Source organism: Ensifer sp. NPDC090286, assembly GCF_044769565.1.
Lineage (GTDB): Bacteria > Pseudomonadota > Alphaproteobacteria > Rhizobiales > Rhizobiaceae > Ensifer.
The window spans coordinates 236008-258608 of record NZ_JBIVYF010000006.1; the positions used below are offsets into that span (position 1 = coordinate 236008).

Here is a 22601-nt window from a genome sequence, read left to right on the forward strand (position 1 = left end):
TTAATCTTCAAACCGTGGCGCTTTTTCGTCAAGCAACGCGTTGACCGCGGCAACGACGGAAGGGGCCTGTCCCGGCTCACCGAAGACGGCCAGACGAAGCGCCACGAACTCGGCGCCGGTCTCCGCCACGGCAAGCGCCGATTGCGGATCGGTGCCGCCCATGACGATGCACGGGATCTCGATCATCGACGCCCACCATTCGGCAAGCGCCAGGTTCTTCGAATGCGCCTCCGGCTTGATGTCGCCATCGGTCTTGCCGAAGAACACGTAGTCCGGGCGCACTTCGCCGATCTCCAGCGCATGGTGGCGGTCGGCCGCGTTGCCGCCGCCGACGATCAGCTTCGGCGTATGCTTCTCGACCGCCTCGCCGAGCACTTCGGCATTGCCGGCGACATGCAGGCCATCCGCCTTGGCGCGACCGGCAACGCGCGAGTCGCCCGCGATCAGCGCTGCGGCGCCCGCCTCCTGGATGACCGGCACCAGGCGCTCGGCATGCTTCTGGAACTCGGCATCGTCGAGCCCGTATTGCGGCACGATCACCGAGGCGACGTCGCCACCCTTGAGCGCGTCGGCGAGCACCTTGGCACGTTCCGCCGCATCGGGCATGTCGGGCGCGATCAGCACCAGGCGGCAGCGTTCTGTTGTCATGCTCAGATATCCATTTCCGGCTGTGCCGCGTAAGCCGCGAAACCAGCGCTCGATTTCATTTCCGAAAACCGATAGACGGAGACTGCAAAAGGATCAACAGCCACCCATGCTTCCGGATCTCGACTTCTACCTTATCGCCATCCCGGCCGTTCTGCTTGTCGGCCTCAGCAAAGGCGGCATGGGAGAAGCGCTTTCGCTCATGGGCGTGCCGATCCTGTCGATGGCGGTGTCGCCCGTCCAGGCCGCGGCCCTGCTCCTGCCGATCCTGATCGCGATGGACCTTGTATCGCTCTGGATGTGGCGCAAGCATGGCGACCGCAAGACGCTTTTCATGCTTTTGCCCGGCGCCATTGCCGGCATCCTCATCGGCTGGGCGACCTCCGCCTATGTCTCGCGTGACCTGCTCCGCCTGATCATCGGCCTGATCACCGTGCTCTTCGTGCTTCGCTACGTCTACAACATCTGGCGCATGCGCCTCGGCATCACCATCGCGCCGAAGACGCAGCGGGCCGGGCCGGCAGCGCTTTGGGGCTCGTTCGCCGGCTATGGCAGCTTTGTTGCGCATGCCGGCGGCCCGCCCTTCCAGATCTATGCGCTGCCGCTGCAGCTCGATCCGCGCGAATATACCGGCACGATCGTGCGCTTCTTCGCGATCCTCAACGCAGTCAAGCTCATTCCCTATTTCGCGCTCGGGCAACTGGATCTCAGCAACCTGAAAATCTCGGCGACGCTCTTTCCGCTGGCGATCGTCGCGACCGTGTGCGGCGCCTTTATCGTTCGCCGCATGAAGCCGCAGATCTTCTATCCCTTCATGTATAGCATGGCCTTCATCGCGGGCTCGAAGCTGCTCTGGGACGGTATCGTCGGCCTCGCCGCGGCCGGCTGAGCCACCACCCAAGTATTACGGAAATATTGCAAAGCAAAATTAGCGCTTCGCACCGCACAAATTTCTTGCTGCTTTGCAAAAATTCGCCTAACGTCCGCCCATGACGATCGCGGACCCTTTCGATGCCATTGCGGACCCGAACCGGCGCCACCTGCTGGAGGAGTTGCGGCGCGCGCCGAAAACCGTGAACGAACTGGCAGAAGGCTTGCCGATCAGCCGCCCGGCCGTATCGCAGCACCTGAAGGCCTTGCTGGACTGCAATCTGGTCTCGGTATCGGCGAGCGGCACCCGGCGGATCTATGCGATCAACCGGCCGGGTTTCGACCGCCTCAATCTCTGGCTCGACCAGTTCTGGTCCTGAGCGCGGCAGGCGCCGTCAGCCTGGGCGGCACGCCCTGAAAAGAAACAGACCGGGCGTCAAGCCCGGTCCAGCATTTCGTATCTTCCATCGTGGGGATTGGTTCTAAACCTTGTTGCGCCTACTCAGAGGGGAGATGGCGCTTCCCGATAGTCCTGGGAAATACCGTTGATAATCAGTGAGTCGAGGAGCGAAGCCTTTCGATTTCGTCCTTGATGCGCAGCTTCCTCCGCTTGATGTCAGTGATCAGCTCGTCTTCCACAGATGGCTGATTCAGTGCCGTATGAAGCTCCTGTTCCAGGGCGCCATGTTTTTTCTCAAGCGTTGCAAGATGAGCCTCAACAGTCATTTGGCAGTCCCTTCCTTTTGCTTGCATCCGGCACGCAAATGCCGGATGTTCCATGGTTGTAACCTTACTACTGTGCCATGCCATTTTTCATTTGTCGAAGGCGAAATGATGACGACGGATAACTTCCCGTTACCGCCCAAGATGTGATAGAGCGGCGCATGAAATTCCGGTTCGAGGAGGACTTCGCAACCGGGCTGATGGGGATCGCTTTGCATGCCGGACCAGGACCAGGCCGAACTCAGACTGACTGCCGCGCGGCTGAGGCAGGAACATGAAGACTACGATGCTGCCATCAACGCCATGATTTCGACCGGCTGCGACGCGCTGCGGATCCAGCGCATGAAGAAGAAGAAGCTGGCGATCAAGGACAAGATCAGCAAGATCGAAGACCAGATCATTCCCGATATCATTGCCTGAACGCGGAACAGGACAGACGTGATCGACACCACGACCCCACCCGTCGCCATCATCATGGGAAGCCAGTCGGACTGGGAGACGATGAAGAACGCCGCCGATACGCTCGACGCGCTCGACATCCCCTATGAGGCGCGCATCGTTTCGGCCCATCGCACGCCCGATCGGCTGGTCAACTTCGCCAAGGGCGCCCGCGACGAGGGCTTCAAGGTGATCATCGCCGGCGCCGGAGGTGCAGCGCATCTACCCGGCATGTGCGCCTCGATGACGCCGCTGCCGGTCTTTGGCGTCCCGGTCCAGTCAAAGGCGCTCTCCGGCCAGGACAGTCTGCTGTCGATCGTCCAGATGCCGGCTGGCATCCCGGTCGGCACGCTCGCGATCGGCCGTGCCGGCGCCGTCAATGCAGCACTCCTTGCCGCAGCCGTCCTTGCGCTTGGCGACGAGGACCTCGCAGACCGGCTCGACGACTGGCGTGAACAGCAGACCATTGCCGTTGCCGAGTATCCGGTGGACGAGGCATGACCACCATCGGCATTATCGGCGGCGGCCAGCTTGGCCGCATGCTGGCGATGGCAGCCGCCCGACTGAACTTCCGCACCGTCATCCTCGAGCCGCAGGTCGACTGTCCCGCTGCCCAGGTCGCAAACGACCAGATCGTCGCGGCCTATGACGACGAAGCCGCGCTCGGCGAGCTTGCCGAAGTCAGCGACATCATCACCTACGAATTCGAGAACGTGCCGGTCGGGGCCGCCGAGCGGCTTGCCGCGAAACGTCCCGTCTTCCCGCCGCCGAAGGCGCTGGAAGTCGCCCAGGACCGCCTCACCGAAAAGCAGTTCATCAACGGCTGCGGCATTGCCACGGCACGCTTCCATGCCGTCGACAGCCAGGCCGACCTCGAAGCGGCGCTTGCCGATTTCGGCGGAACCGGCGTCCTGAAAACCCGCCGCCTCGGCTATGACGGCAAGGGACAGCGCGTCTTCCGCTCGACGGCAGACAGCCCGGCCGGCGCTTTTGCGGCACTCGGCGGCGTACCGCTGATCCTCGAAAGCTTCGTGCCCTTCGAGCGCGAAATCTCGATCATCGCCGCCCGCGCGCCCGATGGCGCCGTTGCCTGTTTCGATCCGGCGGAAAACGTACACCGCAACGGCATCCTCCATACCTCGACGGTCCCGGCGGAGATCGGCGCTGCGACGGGCGAAGCGGCACGGGTTGCCGCCAAGGCCATCCTCGATGCGCTCGGCTATGTCGGCGTCATCGGTGTCGAGTTCTTCGTGCTCGCCGACGGCAGCCTGATCGTCAACGAGATGGCGCCACGCGTGCACAATTCCGGTCACTGGACGGAAGCCGCCTGCGTCGTCTCGCAGTTCGAGCAGCATATCCGTGCCGTAGCCGGACTGCCGCTCGGCAATCCGCGTCGCCATTCGGACTGCGTCATGCAGAACCTGATCGGCGATGACCTCGACGCGGTCCCCGCATGGCTTGCCGAGGATGACGTGCTGGTGCACCTCTATGGCAAGACAGAGGCCCGCACTGGGCGCAAAATGGGCCACGTCACGCGGCTCGTCCGCGGCTGAGAGCCATAGAAATGCGGGGCAAGACGCCAAAATGGGGCGTCTTGTGGTTGACACACCAGGGGTGACACGGTATTTGCCATCCCACCTTAAAGGAGCGCGCTCACGGGCGCGCTTTTGATTGTTAGAGATACCGGGCGAATTTTCATTCCCCGAAACCTGCGGATCAGGAAAATGAAGATCAAGAATTCGCTCAAGTCGCTCAAGACCCGCCACCGCGAAAACCGTCTGGTTCGTCGCAAGGGCCGCATCTACATCATCAACAAGTCCAACCCGCGCTTCAAGGCTCGTCAGGGCTGAGACCCGTCAGGGGACTTGGGAACAGCGCTCAGGCGATGTCCCAGAATTGATTTTGAAGTTATTCCGTGGCGAGCTAACATGCTCGCCATGCGAGTTTTTAGACCCTTGATTCTGGCGTGTTCCGCCCTGCTCGCCACCTCCACGGGAGCTGGCAACCTCTCCTTCGCGGCGGAAGCCTCGACGCAAACGGAAGCAACCAGCCTCACCACCCCGAAGCAACGCCTCGACACCCTGTTCGCCGACCTGAAAAAGGAACGTGACCCTGACAAGGCGCGCGAGCTTTCCAACCAGATCCGCATGGAGTGGCAGGATTCCGGCAGCGCCACGGTCAACCTGCTGATGCAATGGGCCGACAAGGCGATCTCCGACAACAAGCAGCCGGCCGCTCTCGATATCCTCGACCAGGTTATCGCCCTTGCGCCCAACTATGTCGAAGGTTGGAACCGCCGCGCGACCTTGCACTATACGATGGGCAACTACCGGAAATCGATGGCAGACATCAACCGCGTGCTGTCGATCGAGCCCCGCCACTTCGGCGCGCTTGCCGGCATGGCGGCAATCCTCGGCGCCTCCGGCAAGGATGAGCTTGCCATGCGTGCCTGGGAACAGTTCCTGGACATTTATCCCGCCGATCGCAAGGCGCAGGAACAACTGGGCGAACTTGCCGAAAAGCTCGCCGGCAGCAAGACCTGACACGCGCGATCCGGTCGATTGCCTAGCCCGTCAACGCCCCTCCCCTCCGACAGAACGTCGCTTCTGAAGATCGCGACAGCGGCGCGCCGTTTCGTCGAACCCGTCTGGGAGGAATGGCATCGCCATGCCGGAGCCGACCGCCCAGCGATCGCCGCCCAAGGCACCTGCGGTCGCACGAGCCTCTTCCTGCAGCGCGTCTTGAACACTCAAGGCTTCGGCGCCGAATGGGTCTGCGGTACGCCGCGCAGCGGGCCGTTGGGGCCTGAAAACGAACCGTTCGGCTTCCGCTGGGGGAAGACCTGGCAAAGCCATGCCTGGGTCGAATGCGGGAATTTCATCGTCGACATCACAGCCGATCAATTCGGCGCGCCTCCGGTGCTCGTTGTCGACCGCATGGACAACCGCTACAACAAAGACAACCGGGATGCGGCGCTGCCAGAGTTTGTGCTGGCCCGCAAGCGCGCTGTGGACGACATCTGGCCGCGATGGCAAAGGATAAACCTCGGCGGTCCCAAGGGTTCGGCACGCCTTGAAAGACGGGCGCCGGAAGACAAATAGAAATGATGTTCCCAGTCACGCTCCTGTTCCTTGCACTGATACTCGCCGGCGTCGCCTACAGCCTCTGGAACGCGCGTGGCTTCGCCCGGCGCTTTCCCAATGTCGGCGAACTGATCGATATCGGCGGCTACCGCATGAACAGCGTGCACCTGCCGGCCGGCGGGCAGGCCGACCTCCTGCCGGTCGTCTTCATTCATGGCGCGAGCGGCAACCTGCTCGACCAACTGCATGCTTTCGCCACCGCGCTTGACGGTCGCGCCGAGATGCTGTTCGTCGATCGTCCGGGCCATGGCTATTCCGAGCGCGGCGGGCCGGAAAACGACCTGCCGGGTGGCCAGGCGGATGCGATCGCAAGGCTGATGGACAAGCGCGGCGTCGGTCGCGCGGTGATCGTCGGCCACTCCTTCGGCGGCGCGATTGCGGCGAGCTTCGCGCTCAATCATCCAGACAAGACCGCCGGCCTCCTCCTGCTGGCGCCGGCCACCCACCCCTGGCCCGGCGGCATCGACTGGTACTACCGCCTGACGGCCCTGCCCTTCGTCGGCTGGCTCTTTGCCCATACGCTGGTAACGCCACTGGGACAGCGACGCATCGAGGGCGGCACGCACTCGATCTTTTCGCCCAACCCGCGGCCGGCCGACTACATCGACAAGACCGGCCCGCATCTGGTGCTACGTCCCTCGACCTTCCTCAGCAACGCCCGCGATATCGCCAATCTGCACGGCTATCTGACTGCTACCGCGCCCCGCTACCGAGACATCGCCGCACCGACCGTGATCATCACCGGCGACAGCGACGGCATCGTTCTGGCCGATATCCACTCGCGCGGGCTGGCGCGCGATATTCCCGGCGCCGAACTGCACTGGATCGGCAATCTCGGCCACAAGCCCGACTATGTGGTCACCGACGTCGTCGTTGCCGCGGTCGAGAAACTGGCCGGCAAGCCCGGCGATCTCGAAGCGGCAGTCAAGCGCGCCGAAGAAAGGCTCGCCGCCGCCAAGTCGCCCTGATCGCTGACCCAACGCCCCTGCCGTCCGCGCGACCGAGCAGCCCGTTCCGGCCCGCACCGTCACGCAACGGCTCATATCCATAGACGGTAATGCCGGGGTCGTGGCACCGTGTGAGGGAGCATTCGGCTCTGCTAACGGGAGGGATCGGACATGAAAAGAGTGCTTTCAGCCGCGGCCTTGACGGCAATGATGATCAGCGGCGGCGCAGGCCCCGCATTCCCTGAGGATGCCGGTGCCGACAAGGCGATGCCGGCCCTGATGGAAGAACTGGCAAAGTACCAGGCGGGCGAAAAGACGACCGCCAAGAACCTCGAGATCTTCGATACCCTCGACTTCGACGTCTACACCAACCAGAAATGGGACCGGCTGCACGAAAGCCATGCCAAGGACATTCTCGTGCACTACCCCGACGGTCACACGTCCAAGGGCATCGAAGCGCACATCGAAGAGCTGAAGCCGACGTTCGTTTTTGCCCCCGATACGCGGATCAAGCAGCATCCGGTGCGCTTCGGCTCCGGAGAATGGACCGGCGTCATTGGCGTAATGGAAGGCACCTTCACCAAACCTATGCCGATCGGCGGAGGCAAGGCGATCGAGCCGACAGGCAAAGCCTTCAAGATCCAGATGGCGACGCTCGGTCATTGGACCAAGGAGGGCGTCATGGACGAAGAATACCTCTTCTGGGACAACCAGGGCTTCATGAAACAGATCGGTCTTGCCCAATAAGGCAGAAACCCCAGGAGCGGATCATCGCGCCTGGGGTCTCGTTGCAGTCCGAAAAAGATGCGGGCGTCAGACGCCGCTCATGCCGTCCGAGCCGATATAGGCGATGCGCAGCATGTTGGTCGCGCCGGGGGTGCCGAGCGGCACGCCGGCCGAGATGATGATACGTTCGCCCGGCTTGCCGAAGCCTTCCGAGGCTACGATGCGGCAGGCGCGGTTGACCATGTCGTCGAGGTCGGTCGCATCCTCGGTGACCACGCAGTGCAGGCCCCAGACGACCGAAAGGCGGCGCGCGGTCTGCACGATCGGCGACAGCGCGATGATCGGCACCTGCGGCCGCTCGCGGGCGGCGCGCAGACCCGTCGTGCCCGACGAGGTGTAGCAGACGATGGCAGAGAGCCGCAGCGTCTCAGCGATCTGGTGGGCAGCGAGCGAAATCGCGTCGGCACCGGTGGCTTCCGGCGGCGTGCGCTGCGCGTAGATGATGCTGGAATAATGCGGGTCGCGCTCGACGTTGCTGGCGATCGACGCCATGGTCGAAACGGCTTCCACTGGATATTCGCCCGAGGCCGATTCTGCCGAAAGCATGACAGCATCAGCACCTTCGAACACGGCCGTCGCGACGTCGGAGACTTCGGCGCGGGTCGGGACCGGAGCCGAGATCATCGATTCCAGCATCTGGGTGGCAACCACCACCGGCTTGCCGGCGCGGCGACAAGCGCGCGTCAGCTGCTTCTGCAGGCCGGGCACGGATTCCAGCGGCATCTCGACGCCGAGGTCGCCGCGGGCGACCATCAGCGCGTCCGAGAGCTCGATGATCTCGTCGATGCGGTCGAGCGCCTGCGGCTTTTCGATCTTCGACATCAGGCCAACGCGGCCGCGGGCGATCTTGCGAACTTCGGCCAGGTCTTCTGGACGCTGCACGAAGGAGAGCGCCACCCAGTCGAATTCACCGGTCGCCAGAACTGCGTCGAGGTCGGCGCGGTCCTTGTCGGTCAGCACGCCGACGGCGAGCAGCGTATCAGGCAGGCTGACGCCCTTGCGGTCGGAAATCCTGGTGCCGGCGACAACGGTCGTGACGATGCTCTTGCCGTCGGTCTTCTCGGCCTTCAGGTGCAGCTTGCCGTCGTCGATCAGCAGGCGGTGGCCAGGCTTGACCGCTTCGAGGATCTCCGGATGGGGCAGATAGACGCGGGTGTTGTCGCCAGGCTCGTCCTTGTTGTCGAGCGTGAAGGTCTGGCCGACCTTGAGATCGACCTTGCCTTCAGCGAACTTGCCGACGCGCAGCTTCGGTCCCTGCAGGTCGCCGAGGATGCCGATCGGCCGGCCGCAGCGCGCTTCGACCGCGCGGATGCGCTGCACCAGCGTGCGCATCACGTCGTGGCTCGCATGGCTCATGTTGATGCGGAACAGATCGGCCCCGGCCTCGTGCAGCTTCTGGATCATCTGCTCGTCCGAAGACGCCGGTCCGAGCGTTGCGAGGATTTTGACTTTTCTGTTCCGCTTCATCAATTCTGGCTTTCCTGCGTGCCGGACGGATCCGAAAGCTGAACCATCCAGCTTCCCTGCCGCCCCGTGTCGTACTCTTTGAATCCCATGCGCTGGAAGCCGCGGGCGAAGCAGTCCTGCACGCCCGTGATTTTGAATTCGTTCTCGGCGACGCACATGTTGACGTCACCGGTCCAGCGACCGCCACGGGCCGCATCTTCCGCGTAAAGATAATAATAACGTGACTGAAGCTCGCCCTCGATCAGGGTTGCGCAGGTGTTGGCAGGCACCTGCCACCAGCCTTCCGTCATCCAGCCGTCCTTGGCCCGGTAGCCGATGGCTACGCCGACCAGTGTCTGGGTGCCGTTGCACACGCGAAAGTCGGCGCGTGCGTCGCTGGCGAAAAGAAATGAGCTTGATGTTGCCAGGAGAAACAGGAGCATGCCTCCCAGTGTCGTCAGCCCCGGCTTCGCTTTGGAAAAAGGATATCTGGACACGGTTTCCGATGGAACTCCGTTTTGATTTGCGTGGCACTTTCTTGCGACGGGTAGCCCCGAAAGTCAACGCAACTCTAATCGATTACAATCGGTAAATTGCTTTCGGATTTCGTTAAACAGTTGCGTTTTTCTTGCGATTGACGCCCACGCGTGCGATCAGCGAGACGGGGCGCTGAAACGGACTGGAAGGGCATGCAACACTATTCTCCCTATGAGATTATCGAAGCCAAGCCCACAACCGGGCTCGTGCTCCTTGCCGATCACGCCATGAACCGTCTGCCTGCCGAATATGGCAGTCTCGGCCTTCCCGCCGCGGCCTTCGAGCGGCACATCGCCTACGATATCGGTGTCGAAGCGCTCGTGCGGCGCCTGTCGGCGATGCTCGACGCGCCGGCCGTTCTCGGCTGCTTCTCGCGCCTGCTGATCGATCCCAACCGCGGTGAGGACGACCCGACATTGATCATGCGGATTTCCGACGGAGCGATCATTCCGGGAAACCACCCGATCACCGAGAAGGAATGGGAAAACCGGCTGAACCGGTTCCATCGCCCCTATCACCGCGCCGTCTCCGAGACCATCGGCCGAAGCGCCGAGGCACATGGCGCAGCACCGCTGGTCATCTCAATCCATTCCTACACGCCGGCCTGGAAGGGCGTCGCCCGTCCCTGGCACGCCGCCGTCCTCTGGGACAGCGACGGCCGCGCCGTGCTGCCGCTGATCGACAGGCTCGAGGCGCCGGGCGATATCGTCGTCGGCAACAATGAGCCCTATGACGGGGCGCTGCGCGGCGATACGATGTTCAGGCACTGCATGGTGCCGGGCATTGCGCATGCCCTGATCGAGGTGCGGCAGGACCTGATCGCCGACGCTGAAGGCGTTGCCGCCTGGGCGGAGCGGCTGGCGCCGATCCTGGCAAGCCTGAACGCCATGCCCGAGCTGCATCGCTACCAGCGACACATCTCGCGCACCGGCGCCTATGATGAAGAGGACGAGCGACCATGACCGAAATGACCCCGGAGCAACAGATCGCCTTCGAGGCCGCCGCCTTTCGCCGGCTGGTCAACCACCTGCGCGAACGCAACGATGTCCAGAACATCGACCTGATGAACCTCGCCGGCTTCTGCCGCAACTGTCTGTCCAACTGGTATCGCGACGCCGCCGAACAGGCGGGCGTTCCGCTTACCAAGGAGGAATCGCGCGAGATCATCTACGGCATGCCCTACGAGGAATGGCGCGAGCGCAACCAGAGGGAAGCATCGGCCGAGCAAACGGCAGCGTTCGAGCTCAACCGGCCCAAGGCGGAATGACGAAAGGCGTATGCGGGCTTCCGCCCGCACTTCGCTCGAACGCGCGAGCCGCTTGAAAATGATGGCTGGATCGCGCCGACACAAACCGTCGTGATCAAGGGATTAGGGTCTTTTCGGCCGCCTCTGCCACGGAAATGACCGCGTTGTTGCGCAATCACCCTTGACCTTGGCGGCCGTTCGCGGCACGTCACGGCACCCAAGAAATTCCATTCCCCCTATCAAGGAGAAGACCATGTCGGATGCTCACGGCGTCGCACGCGATCAGCTTCGTGCTTTCATCGAACGGATCGAACGCCTGGAAGAAGAAAAGAAGACCATCGCCGACGACATCAAGGACGTCTACGGCGAAGCCAAGTCCACCGGCTTCGACGCCAAGATCCTGCGCAAGGTCATTTCGATCCGCAAGCAGGATCACGACGAGCGCATGGAACAGGAAGCGATCCTCGACACCTACCTCCAGGCGCTCGGCATGGTGCCGGCAGCCGACGAGGAATAAGCAGGACTTTAGGGGCCGCCGTCAGGCGGCCTTCGCCTGCCGCGCGTGAACGCCACAGCAGAGACGCCCATGCATCCGGAGCCGGCGTAAGGCGAAGGCAGACGACAGACACGAAAAAGCCCGCCAGGTCGGCGGGCTTTTTCGTATCTGGTGCTTGGTGGAAGCTCAGTTGGTGCTGAACTTCTTCACTTCCATGAAGTTGACGGCATTGCCGCTGAAGCGGGCCGTGTCGACGTTTGGTCCGGCGCTGCTGGAGAAGCCGGCCGCATAGACCGTCGTCGGGGCAGTCCGCAGGGACTTGCTGACGAAGCGCGGCGCCTTCACCGGCTTGGAAAGCGTTGCGACGCGGCCGGTCGAGAGCGCCCATTCGGAGATGATCTTCTGGGTCAGCTTCGGTTCGGCGCGCACCGACGAGCGGGTCGCGGCATCGGCGTCGTTCTTCTTCGGTCGGCCGCCCTTGGCCGGCGCTTCCGCCTGCGTGTCGAAGGCGCTGTCGAAGATCGCGGCACGTGCATTGGTGCCCGACTGCGGCGCGTAGGCTGCCATTTCGATCGGCTGCGGCTGGGCGACGGGCTGGCGTTCAGCCGGCGTCGGCTGGGCCAGCGCCACACGGGTCTTGGCTTCGGCCGCCACATCACGCGGCGGTTCTGCGGATGCCACGACCGGGCGCTCCGCGAAGGAGGGGATCACGACCTGTGCATCGGCAACGGCGGCAAGGGCTGCGTCGCCCGCGGGCCGCATGGCCGGAACCGGCACGAAACCGAGCGCCTGCATGTCCGGTTCGGCATCGGCGGATGCGACGAGCGTGTTCATGTCGCGGCGGTCAAGCATTTGCGGGACCGGAACCTTCATCGAACCGAGGTCGGCAAATTCGCTCGGCGTTTCCGAGGTTGGCGGCAGGGCTGCGGCAAGCGCTTCCTGGGCCGGGTTCTTCTCCGGCGCCACGAGAGCCACGGCTACGCCAGCATCGGCAGGCGCCTGCTTGAAGGCGGGCCGCACGGCCGGAACCGGCGCATTGATGTTCTGTTCGGCAGCAACCGTCGGCTCGGCGGCGACAGAACCGGCGACGCCGGGCAGCGCTTCCTGAGCGGCGGGCGCGGCAGCCGTCTGCACCTTGGCAGCAGGCGCAGCTCCACCTTCGTCGTCGGTACCGGGGCCGGCTGCGATTGCCGAGGGTTCTTCATCCTCGTCACCGCCGCCGCCAAACAGCATGGCAAACAGGTTGCCGCGACGCTTGCCGCTAGCCGTATCGCCCGGACCGGTATCGCCACCGCCAGCGACCTGGATCGCCGAGGCGCCGACGCGACGTTTGTAGTCGGCAACCGCCTGGTCATAACCCGGAAGCGGCTTGCCATCGGACGGCAAATGCATGGTCTTGCCGTCGGGGAAGAGGCGTGCCAGTTCGGCGCGGCTCATGCGCGGCCAGGCGCGAACGCCACCGACGTCCATATGGACGAAAGGCGAGCCGGATGTCGGGTAATAGCCGACGCCGCCCACCTGGAATTTCACGCCGATTTCACGCAACGTCTTCAGCTTCACATCCGGCAGATAGAAGTCCATCGCCTTGCCGAGCATGTGCTGGCTCTTCTTGGCGACACCCTTCGAGCGCGAACGCAGCATGCCGTTGGTCGCAGGCGAACGATAGGCCGAAACGACGTGGATGTAATCGCGCGAGCCGCTCTTCTGGTAGACTTCCCAGACGAGATCGAGCAGGCGCGGATCCATCTTCGTCGGCTCGTTCCGGCGCCAGTCGCGCAGGAAGCGGTTGATTTCCTGCAGACCCTTGGCGTCATAGCGGCCATTGCGCTTGAAGGTGATCTGCGCCTTTTCCTGGGTATGGATGAAATAGAGCTTCAGTGTCCGGGTCTGGCCTGCGGCCTCCACGGGAGGAGCAAAACCAGGCGTCACGAGGGCAGCCGCAAGAGCAACGGATGTCAGAACCTGCGGCACCCGGCGGGTGACCGCCGCGCAGACTCTAGCTAAGGAGCCGAGCGGCTTCTTAAAACCGAACAAATTTGGCATTCAATCCCCGTCCGACGGACAACCGTGCTTCGGTGTCTCAGATGACTGTCAAATAAGGTGACAGCATGGCAAATTTGCCACAGTCGTCACCGCCCCTTATAATATAGTGAATACTTCACTAACAAGGTCTAAACGGCGGTGACTGAATAGCACGGCTAATGAATCGTGAATGCGTCGATTTTATGCCGCCTCTCTCAAAGGGTTATCGGGATCGATGCCATAATCCTTCAGCTTGCGGTAGAGGGTAGACCGGCCGATACCGAGCTTGCGGGCCACCTGGCTCATCTGGCCGCGGTAGAATTTCAGCGCAAAACGAATCAGTTCCTCCTCGACTTCCGCAAGCTTGCGCACGTCTCCGCCCTCGTCGACGCTGGCGATCGCGTTCTCCATGCGTGCGTCGCCGGAGGCCTCTGCCTCCATGGATTTCGCCGCACTCGCGAAGTCCGGATAGACGCTCGACACGGTCTCGCCGCCAGCCGCCGCCCGCTCCGGACCAGCCTCGCCCCAGGAGAAACCGGCGCGGTCGGAAACCACGTAGCCGGGGATCTGGGTGGCGATCTGCGGGAAATCCTTCACCGTCAGCTCGTTGCCTTCGGCAAGCACGACGGCGCGGAAGATCGCGTTTTCGAGCTGGCGGATATTGCCCGGCCAGTCATAGGCGGTCAGAAGCGCCAGCGCGCCGCTCGACACCGTCAGCGGCTGGTTCAGCCGCTGCTCGGCGGCAAAGCGCTCGACGAAGGAGCGCACCAGCACCGGGATATCTTCCTTGCGCCGGCGGAGCGCCGGAATGGTGATCGGGAAAACGTTGAGACGATAGTAAAGGTCCTCGCGGAACCGCCCTTCGCGCACTTCGTTGATCAGGTCCTTGTTGGTGGCCGAGATCAGCCGGACATTGACCTTCTGCGGATGGCGTGCGCCGATCGTCTCGACCTCGCCCTGCTGGACCGCGCGCAGAAGCTTCACCTGGACTTCCAGCGGCAGATCGCCGATCTCGTCGAGGAACAGGGTCCCCCCGTCAGCATCGACGAACTTGCCCGTATGCTTTTCGGTCGCACCGGTAAAGGCGCCCTTCTCGTGACCGAAGAGGATGCTCTCGACCAGATTGTGCGGGATGGCGCCACAGTTGACGGTGATGAAGGGCTTGCCCACCCGGTCGCTTGCCGACTGGATGGCGCGCGCCACCATTTCCTTGCCGACGCCGCTCTCGCCTTCGAGCACGATCGGAATGTTCGACTGCGCGGCGCGGCGCGCAAGGTCGTTCACCCGGATCATCGCCGGGCTTGCAGAAACGATGTCGTCGAAGCCGACGGCGCCGCCGCGCGGACGGCGCGAGGTTTTGACCTTGCCGTCACGGCTCGCCATCTTCAGCGCATTGCCGATCGCCACAGACAGCCGCTCCGGAGAGACCGGCTTGACCAGGAAGTCGAAGGCTCCGGCCTGCATCGCGTGCACCACGGTCTCGATGCCGCCCTGTCCTGTCTGGACGATGACGGGCGTGTCGACGCCGCGCTCGGCCAGCGCTTCAAGGAAGCCGTGGCCGTTCATTTCCGGCATCAGGAGATCGAGCAGGATGACATTGATCATGCCGCCCTTGCGCTCCAGCAGCTCAAGACCGCTGCGGCCGTTATCGGCGAGATGCGCCACATGACCGAGACGCTCGATCATGTTCGTCAGCAACCGGCGCTGCACCGGATCGTCATCAATGACCAGAATGTGTGATGTCACGGAAGCCTCCTGCTCTGGACACGCGGTACTCTTTGGCCAACCTCATGTGCCAAATCACGTCAGGCATCTGTGCCATAAAGGGCTGAACATCATGTTTTGAGAAATGCTTGCATTTTATCCATTGCCGGCGATAGCAATGGGGCCCATATCGCTTGCCTCTTCCTGTCACGAACGAGAGAAATCCGACGATGACCTTCCGCCCCTTCGCCCCCGAGCAATTTGTTGTCCGCGCCGCCGCCGGCCAGAGCCATGGCGCCGCTGCCGACCTCGGTGACCTGCCCTCCTGGCGGCTGGAGGACCTTTATCCCTCCGCGTCCTCAGATGCGTTTCGCAACGACATGAAGAAGGCCGATGCCGACGCGATTGCCTTCGAGGCGAAGTGGAAGGGCAAGCTGGCAGAAGCGGCGACGAAGAGCGGTGACGCCGGCATCGGCGCTGCCGTGCGGGAATTCGAGGCGCTCGAAGATATCATGGGGCGCATCGCCTCGTTTGCCGGTCTCACCTATTTCTCCGACACGTCGAAGCCCGAAAACGGCAAGCTTTACGGCGACGTGCAGTCGAAGCTCACCGACATGTCGGCGCATCTCCTGTTCTTCTCCTTGGAGCTGAACCGGATCGACGACGCGATCCTCGACAAGGCGCTCGAAACAGATGCGCTCGCCGCCCATTACAAGCCCTGGCTGACCGACCTGCGCATGGACAGGCCCTACCAGCTCGACGACAAGCTGGAGCAGCTTTTCCTGGAGAAATCGATGACGGGCGCAGCCGCCTTCAACCGGCTGTTCGACGAGACGATGGCAAGCCTCACCTTCACGGTCGACGGTGAAACGCTGCCGCTCGAGGTCACCCTGAACTTGCTGCAGGACCCGTCGAGCGATGTTCGCAAGAAGGCGGCGATGGCGCTGGCGGAAACCTTCAAGTCCAACATCCGCACTTTCACGCTGATCACCAATACGCTCGCCAAGGACAAGGAAATCTCCGACCGCTGGCGCGGCTTCAAGGATATCGCCGACAGCCGGCATCTGGCCAACCGCGTCGAGCGCGAGGTCGTGGACGCGCTCGCCGAAGCGGTCAAATCCGCCTATCCGCGCCTGTCGCACCGGTACTATTCGCTGAAGGCCAAGTGGCTCGGCATGGAACAGATGGATTTCTGGGACCGCAACGCGCCGCTGCCGGAAACGCCGAATGCGCTGATCTCCTGGGACAAAGCCAAGGACACGGTGCTCTCCGCCTACAATGCCTTCGCTCCGGAAATGGCCGATATCGCCCGCCGCTTCTTCGACGAGCGCTGGATCGACGCACCAGTGCGCCCCGGCAAGGCGCCGGGCGCCTTCGCCCACCCGACGGTACCGTCGGCCCACCCTTACGTGCTCGTCAACTACATGGGCAAGCCGCGCGACGTGATGACGCTCGCCCACGAACTCGGCCACGGCGTGCATCAGGTACTCGCCGGCGGTCAGGGCGCGCTGATGGCCTCGACCCCGCTGACGCTCGCCGAAACCGCGTCCGTCTTCGGCGAGATGCTGACCTTCCGTGCGCTGCTCGACCAGACGAAGGACAAGCGCGAGCGCAAGGCCATGCTCTCCCAGAAGGTCGAGGACATGATCAACACGGTCGTGCGCCAGATCGCCTTCTACGAATTCGAGCGCAAGGTGCACACCGCGCGCAAGGAAGGCGAGCTGACTGCCGACGATATCGGCAAGCTGTGGCTGTCGGTGCAGAACGAAAGCCTCGGCCCGGCCATCCGGATTTCCGAGGGCTACGAGACCTACTGGGCCTATATCCCGCACTTCATCCATTCGCCCTTCTACGTCTACGCCTATGCCTTCGGCGACTGCCTGGTGAATTCGCTCTACGCGGTCTACCAGAACGCCGAACAGGGCTTCCAGGACAAGTACTTCGAGCTTCTGAAGGCCGGCGGCACCAAGCACCATTCCGAGCTGCTCGCCCCCTTCGGCCTCGATGCCACGGATCCGTCGTTCTGGGCACAGGGACTGTCGATGATCGAAGGGCTCATCGACGAACTCGAGGCGCTTGATAAGGCCTGATCCGGACAAAACGTCCGGATCACGGCGCGATCGACAAGACGACTTTATGAGCGACACTGCACCCTACGTGCTGTTCCGGGACGACAGCGAAAACCGCACCACGGTTTTCGCATCGCCCTCGCGCGTCATAACTGCCCGCACGAAGGCCGAATTTGTCCGCGGCCTTGCCGAGCTTGAACGCGCACACACGTCAGGCAAGTGGATCGCCGGTTTCATGTCCTATGAGGCCGGCCACCTCTTCGAAGAGAAGCTCGAAGGCTTTGCCGAGGAAAATCGCAAGACGCCGCTGATGTCCTTCGGCATCTTCGATGCGCCGTGCGAGGACCATCCCCTCGCCGAGCCGCAGCGGCGCACCGAGAACGAACCCTTTCTGAGTGAGCCCCGCGCCGGCTGGGACTTCGAGACTTACCGCGAACGTTTCGACCGCCTGCACCAGCATCTGCGGCAGGGCGATTGTTACCAGGCGAACCTGACGATGCCGATCCGCGCCCGCTGGTCCGGCGACCCGCGGGCCGCCTTCTGGTCGCTGATCGACCGGCAGCCGGTAAAATACGGCGCGCTCGTCGCCCTCGACGGACCGGTCCTCCTGTCGCGCTCGCCGGAGCTCTTCTTCCGCGTCGACGCGGACGGCTGGATCGAGACGCACCCGATGAAGGGCACGGCCAAGCGTGGCGCCACGGCGGCCGAAGACGCCGAAATCATCGCCGCCATGCGCGCCGACGAAAAGACCCAGGCCGAAAATCGGATGATCGTCGATCTCCTGCGCAACGATATCTCGCGCATCACCGAGGTCGGCACGCTGAGTGTCCCGAAACTCTTCGACATCGAGACCTATCCGACGGTGCACCAGATGGTGAGCCATGTCCGGGCGAAGCTCCTGCCGGAGATTACCCTCAAGGACGTTTTCGCGGCGCTCTTCCCCTGCGGCTCCATCACCGGGGCGCCGAAGATGCGCGCGATGGAAATCCTGCACGAGTTGGAAGACGGTCCCCGCGACGCCTACTGCGGCGCGATCGGCTTCATCGCCCCGAACGGCGTGATGCGCTTCAGCGTCGCGATCCGGACGATATCGCTCTTTGATAATGGCGATGCCGTCTTCAATGTCGGCGGCGGCATCGTTTTCGACAGCACTGCCCCATCCGAATACGAGGAATGCCTGTTGAAGGCCCGCTTCGCCGTCGGCGACGATAGGATTGCGCTCGGCGAAGGCGATGTCGCGCCCGCCGGCGATACGGTCGCCCGATGACGGATTTCTCGCTGATCGAAACCCTGCGCTACGAGCCCCAAGTCGGCTTCGTCCGCTTGCGCCTGCATCTTGCCCGGTTGGTCCGCTCCGCCCGCCGTCTCGGCATCGCGGGTTCAGATGGCGCGCAGGCCGCTCTGCTTGCGGCGGTCGACGCGGCCGCCGGCAATGCCGGAACCGCGCTTCGCGTGCGCCTCGAGCTGTTCCCGGACGGCCATATCGAGGTGAAGACCGCTCCCTTTGTGCCGCTACCCGAAGATGCGGTCTGGCGGGCGCGGATTGCCACCGTCAGGCTCAAGTCGAACGATCCGCTGCTGCGCTACAAGACCAGTCGCCGCGCCACTTATGAGGCAGCCCGCAACGAGTTTGCGGCGAGCGAGGCCGAGGAGGTTCTGCTTCTGAACGAGAGGGACGAGGTCTGCGAAGGCACGATCACCTCCGTCTTCCTCGACGACGGCAGCGGCCTCCTGAAGACGCCGCCGATCGCCTGCGGCCTGCTTGCCGGCGTGCTGCGTACCGAGCTCATCTGCCAGCGCCGTGCGCGGGTCGCGCGGCTCTCGCTTGACGAGCTTGCTCGCGGCAACCTTTATCTCGGCAATTCGCTACGGGGCCTGATCCGGGTGAACCTCCTGGTCTGAGCCGGGAAGCGTGTAGCGCCGGACGCGATCGCGGCCGTCCCGCTTGGCAAGATAGAGCGCCTGGTCGGCGCGCGCATAGAGATCGCTGACGCTGTCGCCGTCGCGATACTCCGCAACGCCGACAGAACAGGTGTAGAAGAACTCCGGAATGTTCTCGAGCGGTCGCGAGCTTCTGACCCGTTCGAGCAGGCGGTCGAGGATGCGATTGCCTTCGCTGATGGTCGTATCCGGCAGGATCAGCATGAATTCCTCGCCGCCGATCCGTCCGAAACAATCCGAACGGCGAACGAACTCCTGCATCTGCCGGGCGAAATCGAGCAGCACCTCGTCGCCGCGCTGGTGCCCATGGCGGTCGTTGATCGCCTTGAAGTAATCGATGTCGATGATCGCGACGCAGCCCCACATATGCGGGTTCTCGGCGCAGTTGGCGATGAATTCGGTGAGCCGGCCCATCGTGTAGCGACGGTTGGGAACGCTCGTCAGCTCATCCACCTGGGCGGCCCGGAGCGCGAAGTCGCGGTCCTGCCTGAGCTCGCGCTCTTCCGCATGGATGGCCGTCACGTCGACGGCGATGCACAGCATGCAGCCGTCCGCGTCCACCGTCTCCGTCATCCACATCCAGCGACCGTCATGCAGGTCGGTTTCCATGGCGCGGAACGGAACCTTGCCACGCCGATGCATTGTCGAGGCGATCCAGGCATCGATGTCTTCGGTCTTCAGGATCGTTCCGTGGCCGGCAGCGTGGTTCCGGCGCATGATTTCCTCCCATGTCGGGCTCTCATCCGGGCCGACATGGTAGGCTGCGCGGAATGCCGGATTGGCAAACCGCAGGCGATCATGCTGGTCGTAGAGCGCGATCAGCACGGGTGTTTTGCTCTGTAAGGCCGCAAGAGCCTTGAGATGACTACCGGTCACGGTCTGTCACGCCTCCGGGTCGGACAACTATCAATTATGGCGCGAAGCGGATGCTTCTAGCGAAGCTATAGCACGAACAGCTTGTGGCAAGCGTTTCATCGTGCGAAACGATAGGGATATGGTTAAATCACAGCCTTGGTGCGGCCGCTGAGCATGAAGCATACGCCTTACGACGGTTCTTCAAAACCTTTCACCATCGGCCTTGCCCAGCTTGACCCCGATCGCTGGATCGAGCCGGACGACCAACTGCAGCACTACCTCTGCGAAAAGAAGCGGCTGCTTGCGCAAGCCCGCGGTACCGTGTTCGCCGCCGCTGACGGAACGCAGGACGCGCAGCGCGAACTGCTCGACGTTCTGCTCGACTACCTGCCGTCCGCCTACCCGCAGATCTACCGCCGCGACGGCGACCGCATGATCGTCGGCGATGAGCCCGTGCCGCTCGACGGCGATGAGCCGCTGGCCGTTTCGGGCTCGCTGGTCCAGGACGATCTTGCCATCATGCAGAAGACCGACGACGGCTGGCGCCTCAACGCCGCCTATGTCGCCTTTCCCTCCTCCTGGTCGCTCGCCGAAAAATACGGCCGCACCATGAACGAGATCCATGGCCCCGTCCCGGGCTTCGAGCATGGCACCCGCAACGCCGAGCTGATTGCCCGCATGTTCGACAATCTGCCGCCGGGCCGTTTCGTCGAGCGCTTCAACTGGGCGGTCAATGTCGACGGCGCGCTGCACCTGCCGAAATCGAAGTCCGAGGGCATTGCCGCCAGTGCCATCGAGATGACCGAGGAGCGTACCTTCATCCGCATCGAACGGCAGACGCTGCGCAAGCTGCCTGAGACCGGCGCGCTAGTCTTCACCATCCGCATCTATTCGGACCCGCTGGCGATGCTGCGCAAGCGGCCGGATGCCGCAGCGCTGGCCGCGTCCTTCGTCGAACAGCTGCGCGCCCTGACCTTGCCGCAGGCCGCCTACAAGGGGCTTGTCAGCAAGCGGGACGGCCTGGTTGCCGCACTGCTGACGATCGCCGGTTAAGCACACTCTCAAATAGCGGTTGACCGGCCGGCTCTTTATTGTGACAGCAATCTATGCTCTACAGCGCCGCGTGCCCCACGGGCACAGCGGCCGTTTCGGCACACTCGTACGAGCCAGACAGCGGCCACAGCCGCTTCCTCATGCTTAGTCACCCACCGCCACAGGGAAAGTTTTCTCAGGAGTAAGACAAAAATGGCAGATACCACCTATCCGGTTTACGGCGAGATCACCGGTCCGATCGTCATGATCGGTTTCGGCTCGATCGGTCGCGGCACCTTGCCGCTGATCGAGCGCCACTTCAAATACGACAAGAACCGGTTGATCGTGGTCGAGCCCCGTGAGGATGCCGCCGACAACGAGATCTTCGAACGCCACGGCGTTCGTCACGTTCGCGCGCATGTGACGAAGGACAACTACAAGGAACTGCTGAAGCCGCTCCTGACCGAAGGCGAAGGCCAGGGCTTCTGCGTCAACCTGTCGGTCGACACCGGCTCGGTCGATCTGATGAGGATGTGCCGCAAGCTTGACGTTCTCTACATCGACACGGTCGTCGAGCCGTGGCTCGGCTTCTATTTCGACAGCGAAATGGACAATGCCGACCGCACCAATTATGCGCTGCGCGAAACCCTGCGCAAGGAAAAGGAAAAGAACCCGGGCGGCACGACCGCGGTTTCCACCTGCGGCGCCAACCCGGGCATGGTCTCCTGGTTCGTCAAGCAGGGCCTTCTGAACCTCGCCAACGACCTTGGCGTCAAGTACGACGAGCCGCATCAGGACGACCGCGAAGGCTGGGCCAAGCTGATGAAGAAGGTCGGCATCAAGGGCGTGCACATCGCCGAGCGCGACACCCAGCGCACCAAGAACCCGAAGCCGTTCAACACCTTCTGGAACACCTGGTCGGTCGAAGGCTTCATCTCGGAAGGTCTGCAGCCGGCTGAACTCGGCTGGGGCACCCATGAAAACTGGATGCCGAAGAACGCCAAGAAGCACAAGAAGGGCTGCAAGGCGGCGATCTACCTGGAGCAGCCGGGCGCCAACACCCGCGTGCGCAGCTGGTGCCCGACCCCCGGCCCGCAGTATGGCTTCCTCGTGACCCACAACGAAGCGATCTCGATCGCCGACTTCTTCACGGTTCGCGACAAGGACGGCGAAGTCACCTACCGCCCGACCTGCCACTACGCCTACCATCCGGCCAACGACGCCGTTCTGTCGCTGCACGAGATGTTCGGCAACGGCGGCAACGCCCAGCCGGTGCACCACGTCCTTGACGAAAAGGAACTGGTCGACGGCGTCGACGAACTCGGCGTGCTGCTCTACGGCCACGACAAGAACGCCTACTGGTTCGGTTCGCGCCTGTCGCTCGAAGAAACCCGCCGCATCGCGCCTTACCAGAACGCCACCGGCCTGCAGGTGACCTCGGCCGTTCTGGCCGGCATGGTCTGGGCAATCGAGAACCCGAAGTCCGGCATCGTCGAAGCCGACGAAATGGACTACAAGCGGTGCCTCGAAGTGCAGCTGCAGTACCTCGGCCCGGTCGAAGGTCACTACACCGACTGGACCCCGCTCGACGGTCGCCCGGGCCTGTTCCCGGAAGACATCGACACCAAGGATCCGTGGCAGTTCAAGAACATCCTCGTTCGCTAAGCTGCTGAGACGTAAGCGCATCCGGCCCGGGACACG

General features: G+C 63.2%; 24 protein-coding genes and 1 pseudogene. 18 read left to right on the forward strand and 7 right to left on the reverse strand.

Annotated features, from left to right (window positions below; genetic code table 11):
• Positions 1–648 (reverse strand): thiamine phosphate synthase, encoded by a 648-nt coding sequence (locus ACIQUG_RS27925; RefSeq protein WP_402325465.1) that lies wholly within the window; start codon positions 646–648, stop codon positions 1–3.
• 106 nt (positions 649–754) lie between these two features.
• Between ACIQUG_RS27925 and ACIQUG_RS27930 the strand changes: the two genes are divergently transcribed.
• Both ACIQUG_RS27930 and ACIQUG_RS27935 read left to right on the forward strand, forming a co-directional pair.
• On the forward strand, positions 755–1534 hold the full coding sequence (locus tag ACIQUG_RS27930; protein ID WP_205237820.1) for a sulfite exporter TauE/SafE family protein: 780 nt from the start codon (positions 755–757) through the stop codon (positions 1532–1534).
• A 100-nt stretch (positions 1535–1634) separates the two neighbouring features.
• Positions 1635–1895 (forward strand): helix-turn-helix transcriptional regulator, encoded by a 261-nt coding sequence (locus ACIQUG_RS27935; RefSeq protein WP_034806124.1) that lies wholly within the window; start codon positions 1635–1637, stop codon positions 1893–1895.
• Between the two features lie 172 nt (positions 1896–2067).
• On the opposite strand, the gene ACIQUG_RS27940 is transcribed toward ACIQUG_RS27935, so the two are convergent.
• Positions 2068–2241, reverse strand: coding sequence for a YdcH family protein (locus ACIQUG_RS27940; protein WP_192450885.1), 174 nt, complete (start codon positions 2239–2241; stop codon positions 2068–2070).
• A 213-nt stretch (positions 2242–2454) separates the two neighbouring features.
• Between ACIQUG_RS27940 and ACIQUG_RS27945 the strand changes: the two genes are divergently transcribed.
• The 8 genes and pseudogenes from ACIQUG_RS27945 (at position 2455) to ACIQUG_RS27980 (ending at position 7513) form a co-directional block, all read left to right on the forward strand.
• Complete coding sequence (locus tag ACIQUG_RS27945) at positions 2455–2658, forward strand: YdcH family protein (RefSeq protein ID WP_205237819.1); 204 nt, start codon at positions 2455–2457, stop codon at positions 2656–2658.
• Between the two features lie 54 nt (positions 2659–2712).
• Entirely contained in the window at positions 2713–3177 is a 465-nt protein-coding gene (gene purE, locus ACIQUG_RS27950; protein ID WP_060518669.1) for a 5-(carboxyamino)imidazole ribonucleotide mutase, read from the forward strand.
• A complete protein-coding gene (locus ACIQUG_RS27955; protein WP_402325469.1) occupies positions 3174–4229 on the forward strand; it encodes a 5-(carboxyamino)imidazole ribonucleotide synthase in 1056 nt (351 codons plus the stop codon). Before purE ends, ACIQUG_RS27955 begins: the two co-directional genes overlap by 4 nt.
• Positions 4230–4400: 171 nt before the next feature.
• A complete protein-coding gene (gene ykgO / locus ACIQUG_RS27960) occupies positions 4401–4526 on the forward strand; it encodes a type B 50S ribosomal protein L36 (protein ID WP_034806120.1) in 126 nt (41 codons plus the stop codon).
• A 78-nt stretch (positions 4527–4604) separates the two neighbouring features.
• Positions 4605–5219: a tetratricopeptide repeat protein gene (locus ACIQUG_RS27965; RefSeq protein WP_402325699.1), complete on the forward strand. Its 615-nt coding sequence runs from the start codon at positions 4605–4607 to the stop codon at positions 5217–5219.
• A 198-nt stretch (positions 5220–5417) separates the two neighbouring features.
• Positions 5418–5777: a hypothetical protein gene (locus ACIQUG_RS27970; protein WP_402325471.1), complete on the forward strand. Its 360-nt coding sequence runs from the start codon at positions 5418–5420 to the stop codon at positions 5775–5777.
• Between the two features lie 5 nt (positions 5778–5782).
• A pseudogene (locus ACIQUG_RS27975) lies at positions 5783–6870 on the forward strand (alpha/beta fold hydrolase).
• 67 nt (positions 6871–6937) lie between these two features.
• A complete protein-coding gene (locus tag ACIQUG_RS27980; protein WP_402325473.1) occupies positions 6938–7513 on the forward strand; it encodes an ester cyclase in 576 nt (191 codons plus the stop codon).
• 66 nt (positions 7514–7579) lie between these two features.
• Here the strand turns inward: ACIQUG_RS27980 and pyk are convergent, their stop codons facing one another.
• Both pyk and ACIQUG_RS27990 read right to left on the reverse strand, forming a co-directional pair.
• Entirely contained in the window at positions 7580–9019 is a 1440-nt protein-coding gene (pyk, locus tag ACIQUG_RS27985) for a pyruvate kinase (RefSeq protein WP_402325474.1), read from the reverse strand.
• Positions 9019–9441, reverse strand: coding sequence for a DUF1036 domain-containing protein (locus tag ACIQUG_RS27990; RefSeq protein ID WP_348272343.1), 423 nt, complete (start codon positions 9439–9441; stop codon positions 9019–9021). Before ACIQUG_RS27990 ends, pyk begins: the two co-directional genes overlap by 1 nt.
• Positions 9442–9687: 246 nt before the next feature.
• On the opposite strand from ACIQUG_RS27990, the gene ACIQUG_RS27995 reads away from it, so the two are divergent.
• The 3 genes from ACIQUG_RS27995 (at position 9688) to ACIQUG_RS28005 (ending at position 11298) form a co-directional block, all read left to right on the forward strand.
• Positions 9688–10497: an N-formylglutamate amidohydrolase gene (locus tag ACIQUG_RS27995; RefSeq protein ID WP_402325476.1), complete on the forward strand. Its 810-nt coding sequence runs from the start codon at positions 9688–9690 to the stop codon at positions 10495–10497.
• Positions 10494–10802, forward strand: a complete 309-nt coding sequence (locus ACIQUG_RS28000; RefSeq protein WP_402325478.1) for a DUF1244 domain-containing protein — start codon at positions 10494–10496, stop codon at positions 10800–10802. Before ACIQUG_RS27995 ends, ACIQUG_RS28000 begins: the two co-directional genes overlap by 4 nt.
• Before the next feature lie 232 nt (positions 10803–11034).
• On the forward strand, positions 11035–11298 hold the full coding sequence (locus ACIQUG_RS28005) for a DUF2312 domain-containing protein (protein WP_034806111.1): 264 nt from the start codon (positions 11035–11037) through the stop codon (positions 11296–11298).
• Positions 11299–11463: 165 nt separating this feature from the next.
• Here ACIQUG_RS28005 and ACIQUG_RS28010 read toward each other — a convergent pair whose 3' ends face one another.
• Both ACIQUG_RS28010 and ACIQUG_RS28015 read right to left on the reverse strand, forming a co-directional pair.
• Positions 11464–13320, reverse strand: a complete 1857-nt coding sequence (locus ACIQUG_RS28010) for a DUF882 domain-containing protein (RefSeq protein WP_043610637.1) — start codon at positions 13318–13320, stop codon at positions 11464–11466.
• A 180-nt stretch (positions 13321–13500) separates the two neighbouring features.
• Positions 13501–15045, reverse strand: a complete 1545-nt coding sequence (locus ACIQUG_RS28015; RefSeq protein ID WP_402325480.1) for a sigma-54-dependent transcriptional regulator — start codon at positions 15043–15045, stop codon at positions 13501–13503.
• A 188-nt stretch (positions 15046–15233) separates the two neighbouring features.
• On the opposite strand from ACIQUG_RS28015, the gene ACIQUG_RS28020 reads away from it, so the two are divergent.
• From ACIQUG_RS28020 to ACIQUG_RS28030, 3 genes are read left to right on the forward strand one after another with little or no spacing between them, the layout of a single operon-like run.
• Entirely contained in the window at positions 15234–17093 is a 1860-nt protein-coding gene (locus ACIQUG_RS28020; protein ID WP_402325482.1) for a M3 family oligoendopeptidase, read from the forward strand.
• A gap of 46 nt (positions 17094–17139) precedes the next feature.
• Positions 17140–18339, forward strand: a complete 1200-nt coding sequence (locus ACIQUG_RS28025) for an aminodeoxychorismate synthase component I (RefSeq protein WP_402325484.1) — start codon at positions 17140–17142, stop codon at positions 18337–18339.
• On the forward strand, positions 18336–18974 hold the full coding sequence (locus ACIQUG_RS28030) for an aminotransferase class IV family protein (RefSeq protein ID WP_402325487.1): 639 nt from the start codon (positions 18336–18338) through the stop codon (positions 18972–18974). Before ACIQUG_RS28025 ends, ACIQUG_RS28030 begins: the two co-directional genes overlap by 4 nt.
• Here ACIQUG_RS28030 and ACIQUG_RS28035 read toward each other — a convergent pair.
• A complete protein-coding gene (locus tag ACIQUG_RS28035; protein ID WP_043610644.1) occupies positions 18939–19889 on the reverse strand; it encodes a sensor domain-containing diguanylate cyclase in 951 nt (316 codons plus the stop codon). The genes ACIQUG_RS28030 and ACIQUG_RS28035 overlap by 36 nt on opposite strands.
• A gap of 153 nt (positions 19890–20042) precedes the next feature.
• Between ACIQUG_RS28035 and ACIQUG_RS28040 the strand changes: the two genes are divergently transcribed.
• A complete protein-coding gene (locus ACIQUG_RS28040) occupies positions 20043–20921 on the forward strand; it encodes a heme-dependent oxidative N-demethylase family protein (RefSeq protein ID WP_402325490.1) in 879 nt (292 codons plus the stop codon).
• A gap of 192 nt (positions 20922–21113) precedes the next feature.
• Positions 21114–22565: a homospermidine synthase gene (locus ACIQUG_RS28045; RefSeq protein WP_402325492.1), complete on the forward strand. Its 1452-nt coding sequence runs from the start codon at positions 21114–21116 to the stop codon at positions 22563–22565.
• Positions 22566–22601: the final 36 nt, after the last annotated feature.

What these genes read in the sequence shown, in the direction of transcription:
- ACIQUG_RS27945 (WP_205237819.1), top strand. Translation starts at nt 2,455, where the DNA reads ATGCCGGACCAGGACCAGGCCGAACTCAGACTGACTGCCGCGCGGCTG.
- ACIQUG_RS27925 (WP_402325465.1), bottom strand. Translation starts at nt 648, where the DNA reads ATGACAACAGAACGCTGCCGCCTGGTGCTGATCGCGCCCGACATGCCC.
- ACIQUG_RS27940 (WP_192450885.1), bottom strand. Translation starts at nt 2,241, where the DNA reads ATGACTGTTGAGGCTCATCTTGCAACGCTTGAGAAAAAACATGGCGCC.
- ACIQUG_RS27935 (WP_034806124.1), top strand. Translation starts at nt 1,635, where the DNA reads ATGACGATCGCGGACCCTTTCGATGCCATTGCGGACCCGAACCGGCGC.
- ykgO (WP_034806120.1), top strand. Translation starts at nt 4,401, where the DNA reads ATGAAGATCAAGAATTCGCTCAAGTCGCTCAAGACCCGCCACCGCGAA.
- ACIQUG_RS27965 (WP_402325699.1), top strand. Translation starts at nt 4,605, where the DNA reads ATGCTCGCCATGCGAGTTTTTAGACCCTTGATTCTGGCGTGTTCCGCC.
- ACIQUG_RS28005 (WP_034806111.1), top strand. Translation starts at nt 11,035, where the DNA reads ATGTCGGATGCTCACGGCGTCGCACGCGATCAGCTTCGTGCTTTCATC.
- ACIQUG_RS27980 (WP_402325473.1), top strand. Translation starts at nt 6,938, where the DNA reads ATGAAAAGAGTGCTTTCAGCCGCGGCCTTGACGGCAATGATGATCAGC.
- ACIQUG_RS28020 (WP_402325482.1), top strand. Translation starts at nt 15,234, where the DNA reads ATGACCTTCCGCCCCTTCGCCCCCGAGCAATTTGTTGTCCGCGCCGCC.
- ACIQUG_RS27930 (WP_205237820.1), top strand. Translation starts at nt 755, where the DNA reads ATGCTTCCGGATCTCGACTTCTACCTTATCGCCATCCCGGCCGTTCTG.
- ACIQUG_RS27955 (WP_402325469.1), top strand. Translation starts at nt 3,174, where the DNA reads ATGACCACCATCGGCATTATCGGCGGCGGCCAGCTTGGCCGCATGCTG.
- ACIQUG_RS28010 (WP_043610637.1), bottom strand. Translation starts at nt 13,320, where the DNA reads ATGCCAAATTTGTTCGGTTTTAAGAAGCCGCTCGGCTCCTTAGCTAGA.
- ACIQUG_RS28040 (WP_402325490.1), top strand. Translation starts at nt 20,043, where the DNA reads ATGAAGCATACGCCTTACGACGGTTCTTCAAAACCTTTCACCATCGGC.
- purE (WP_060518669.1), top strand. Translation starts at nt 2,713, where the DNA reads ATGGGAAGCCAGTCGGACTGGGAGACGATGAAGAACGCCGCCGATACG.
- ACIQUG_RS28025 (WP_402325484.1), top strand. Translation starts at nt 17,140, where the DNA reads ATGAGCGACACTGCACCCTACGTGCTGTTCCGGGACGACAGCGAAAAC.
- pyk (WP_402325474.1), bottom strand. Translation starts at nt 9,019, where the DNA reads ATGAAGCGGAACAGAAAAGTCAAAATCCTCGCAACGCTCGGACCGGCG.
- ACIQUG_RS28000 (WP_402325478.1), top strand. Translation starts at nt 10,494, where the DNA reads ATGACCGAAATGACCCCGGAGCAACAGATCGCCTTCGAGGCCGCCGCC.
- ACIQUG_RS28045 (WP_402325492.1), top strand. Translation starts at nt 21,114, where the DNA reads ATGGCAGATACCACCTATCCGGTTTACGGCGAGATCACCGGTCCGATC.
- ACIQUG_RS28030 (WP_402325487.1), top strand. Translation starts at nt 18,336, where the DNA reads ATGACGGATTTCTCGCTGATCGAAACCCTGCGCTACGAGCCCCAAGTC.
- ACIQUG_RS27995 (WP_402325476.1), top strand. Translation starts at nt 9,688, where the DNA reads ATGCAACACTATTCTCCCTATGAGATTATCGAAGCCAAGCCCACAACC.
- ACIQUG_RS27990 (WP_348272343.1), bottom strand. Translation starts at nt 9,441, where the DNA reads ATGCTCCTGTTTCTCCTGGCAACATCAAGCTCATTTCTTTTCGCCAGC.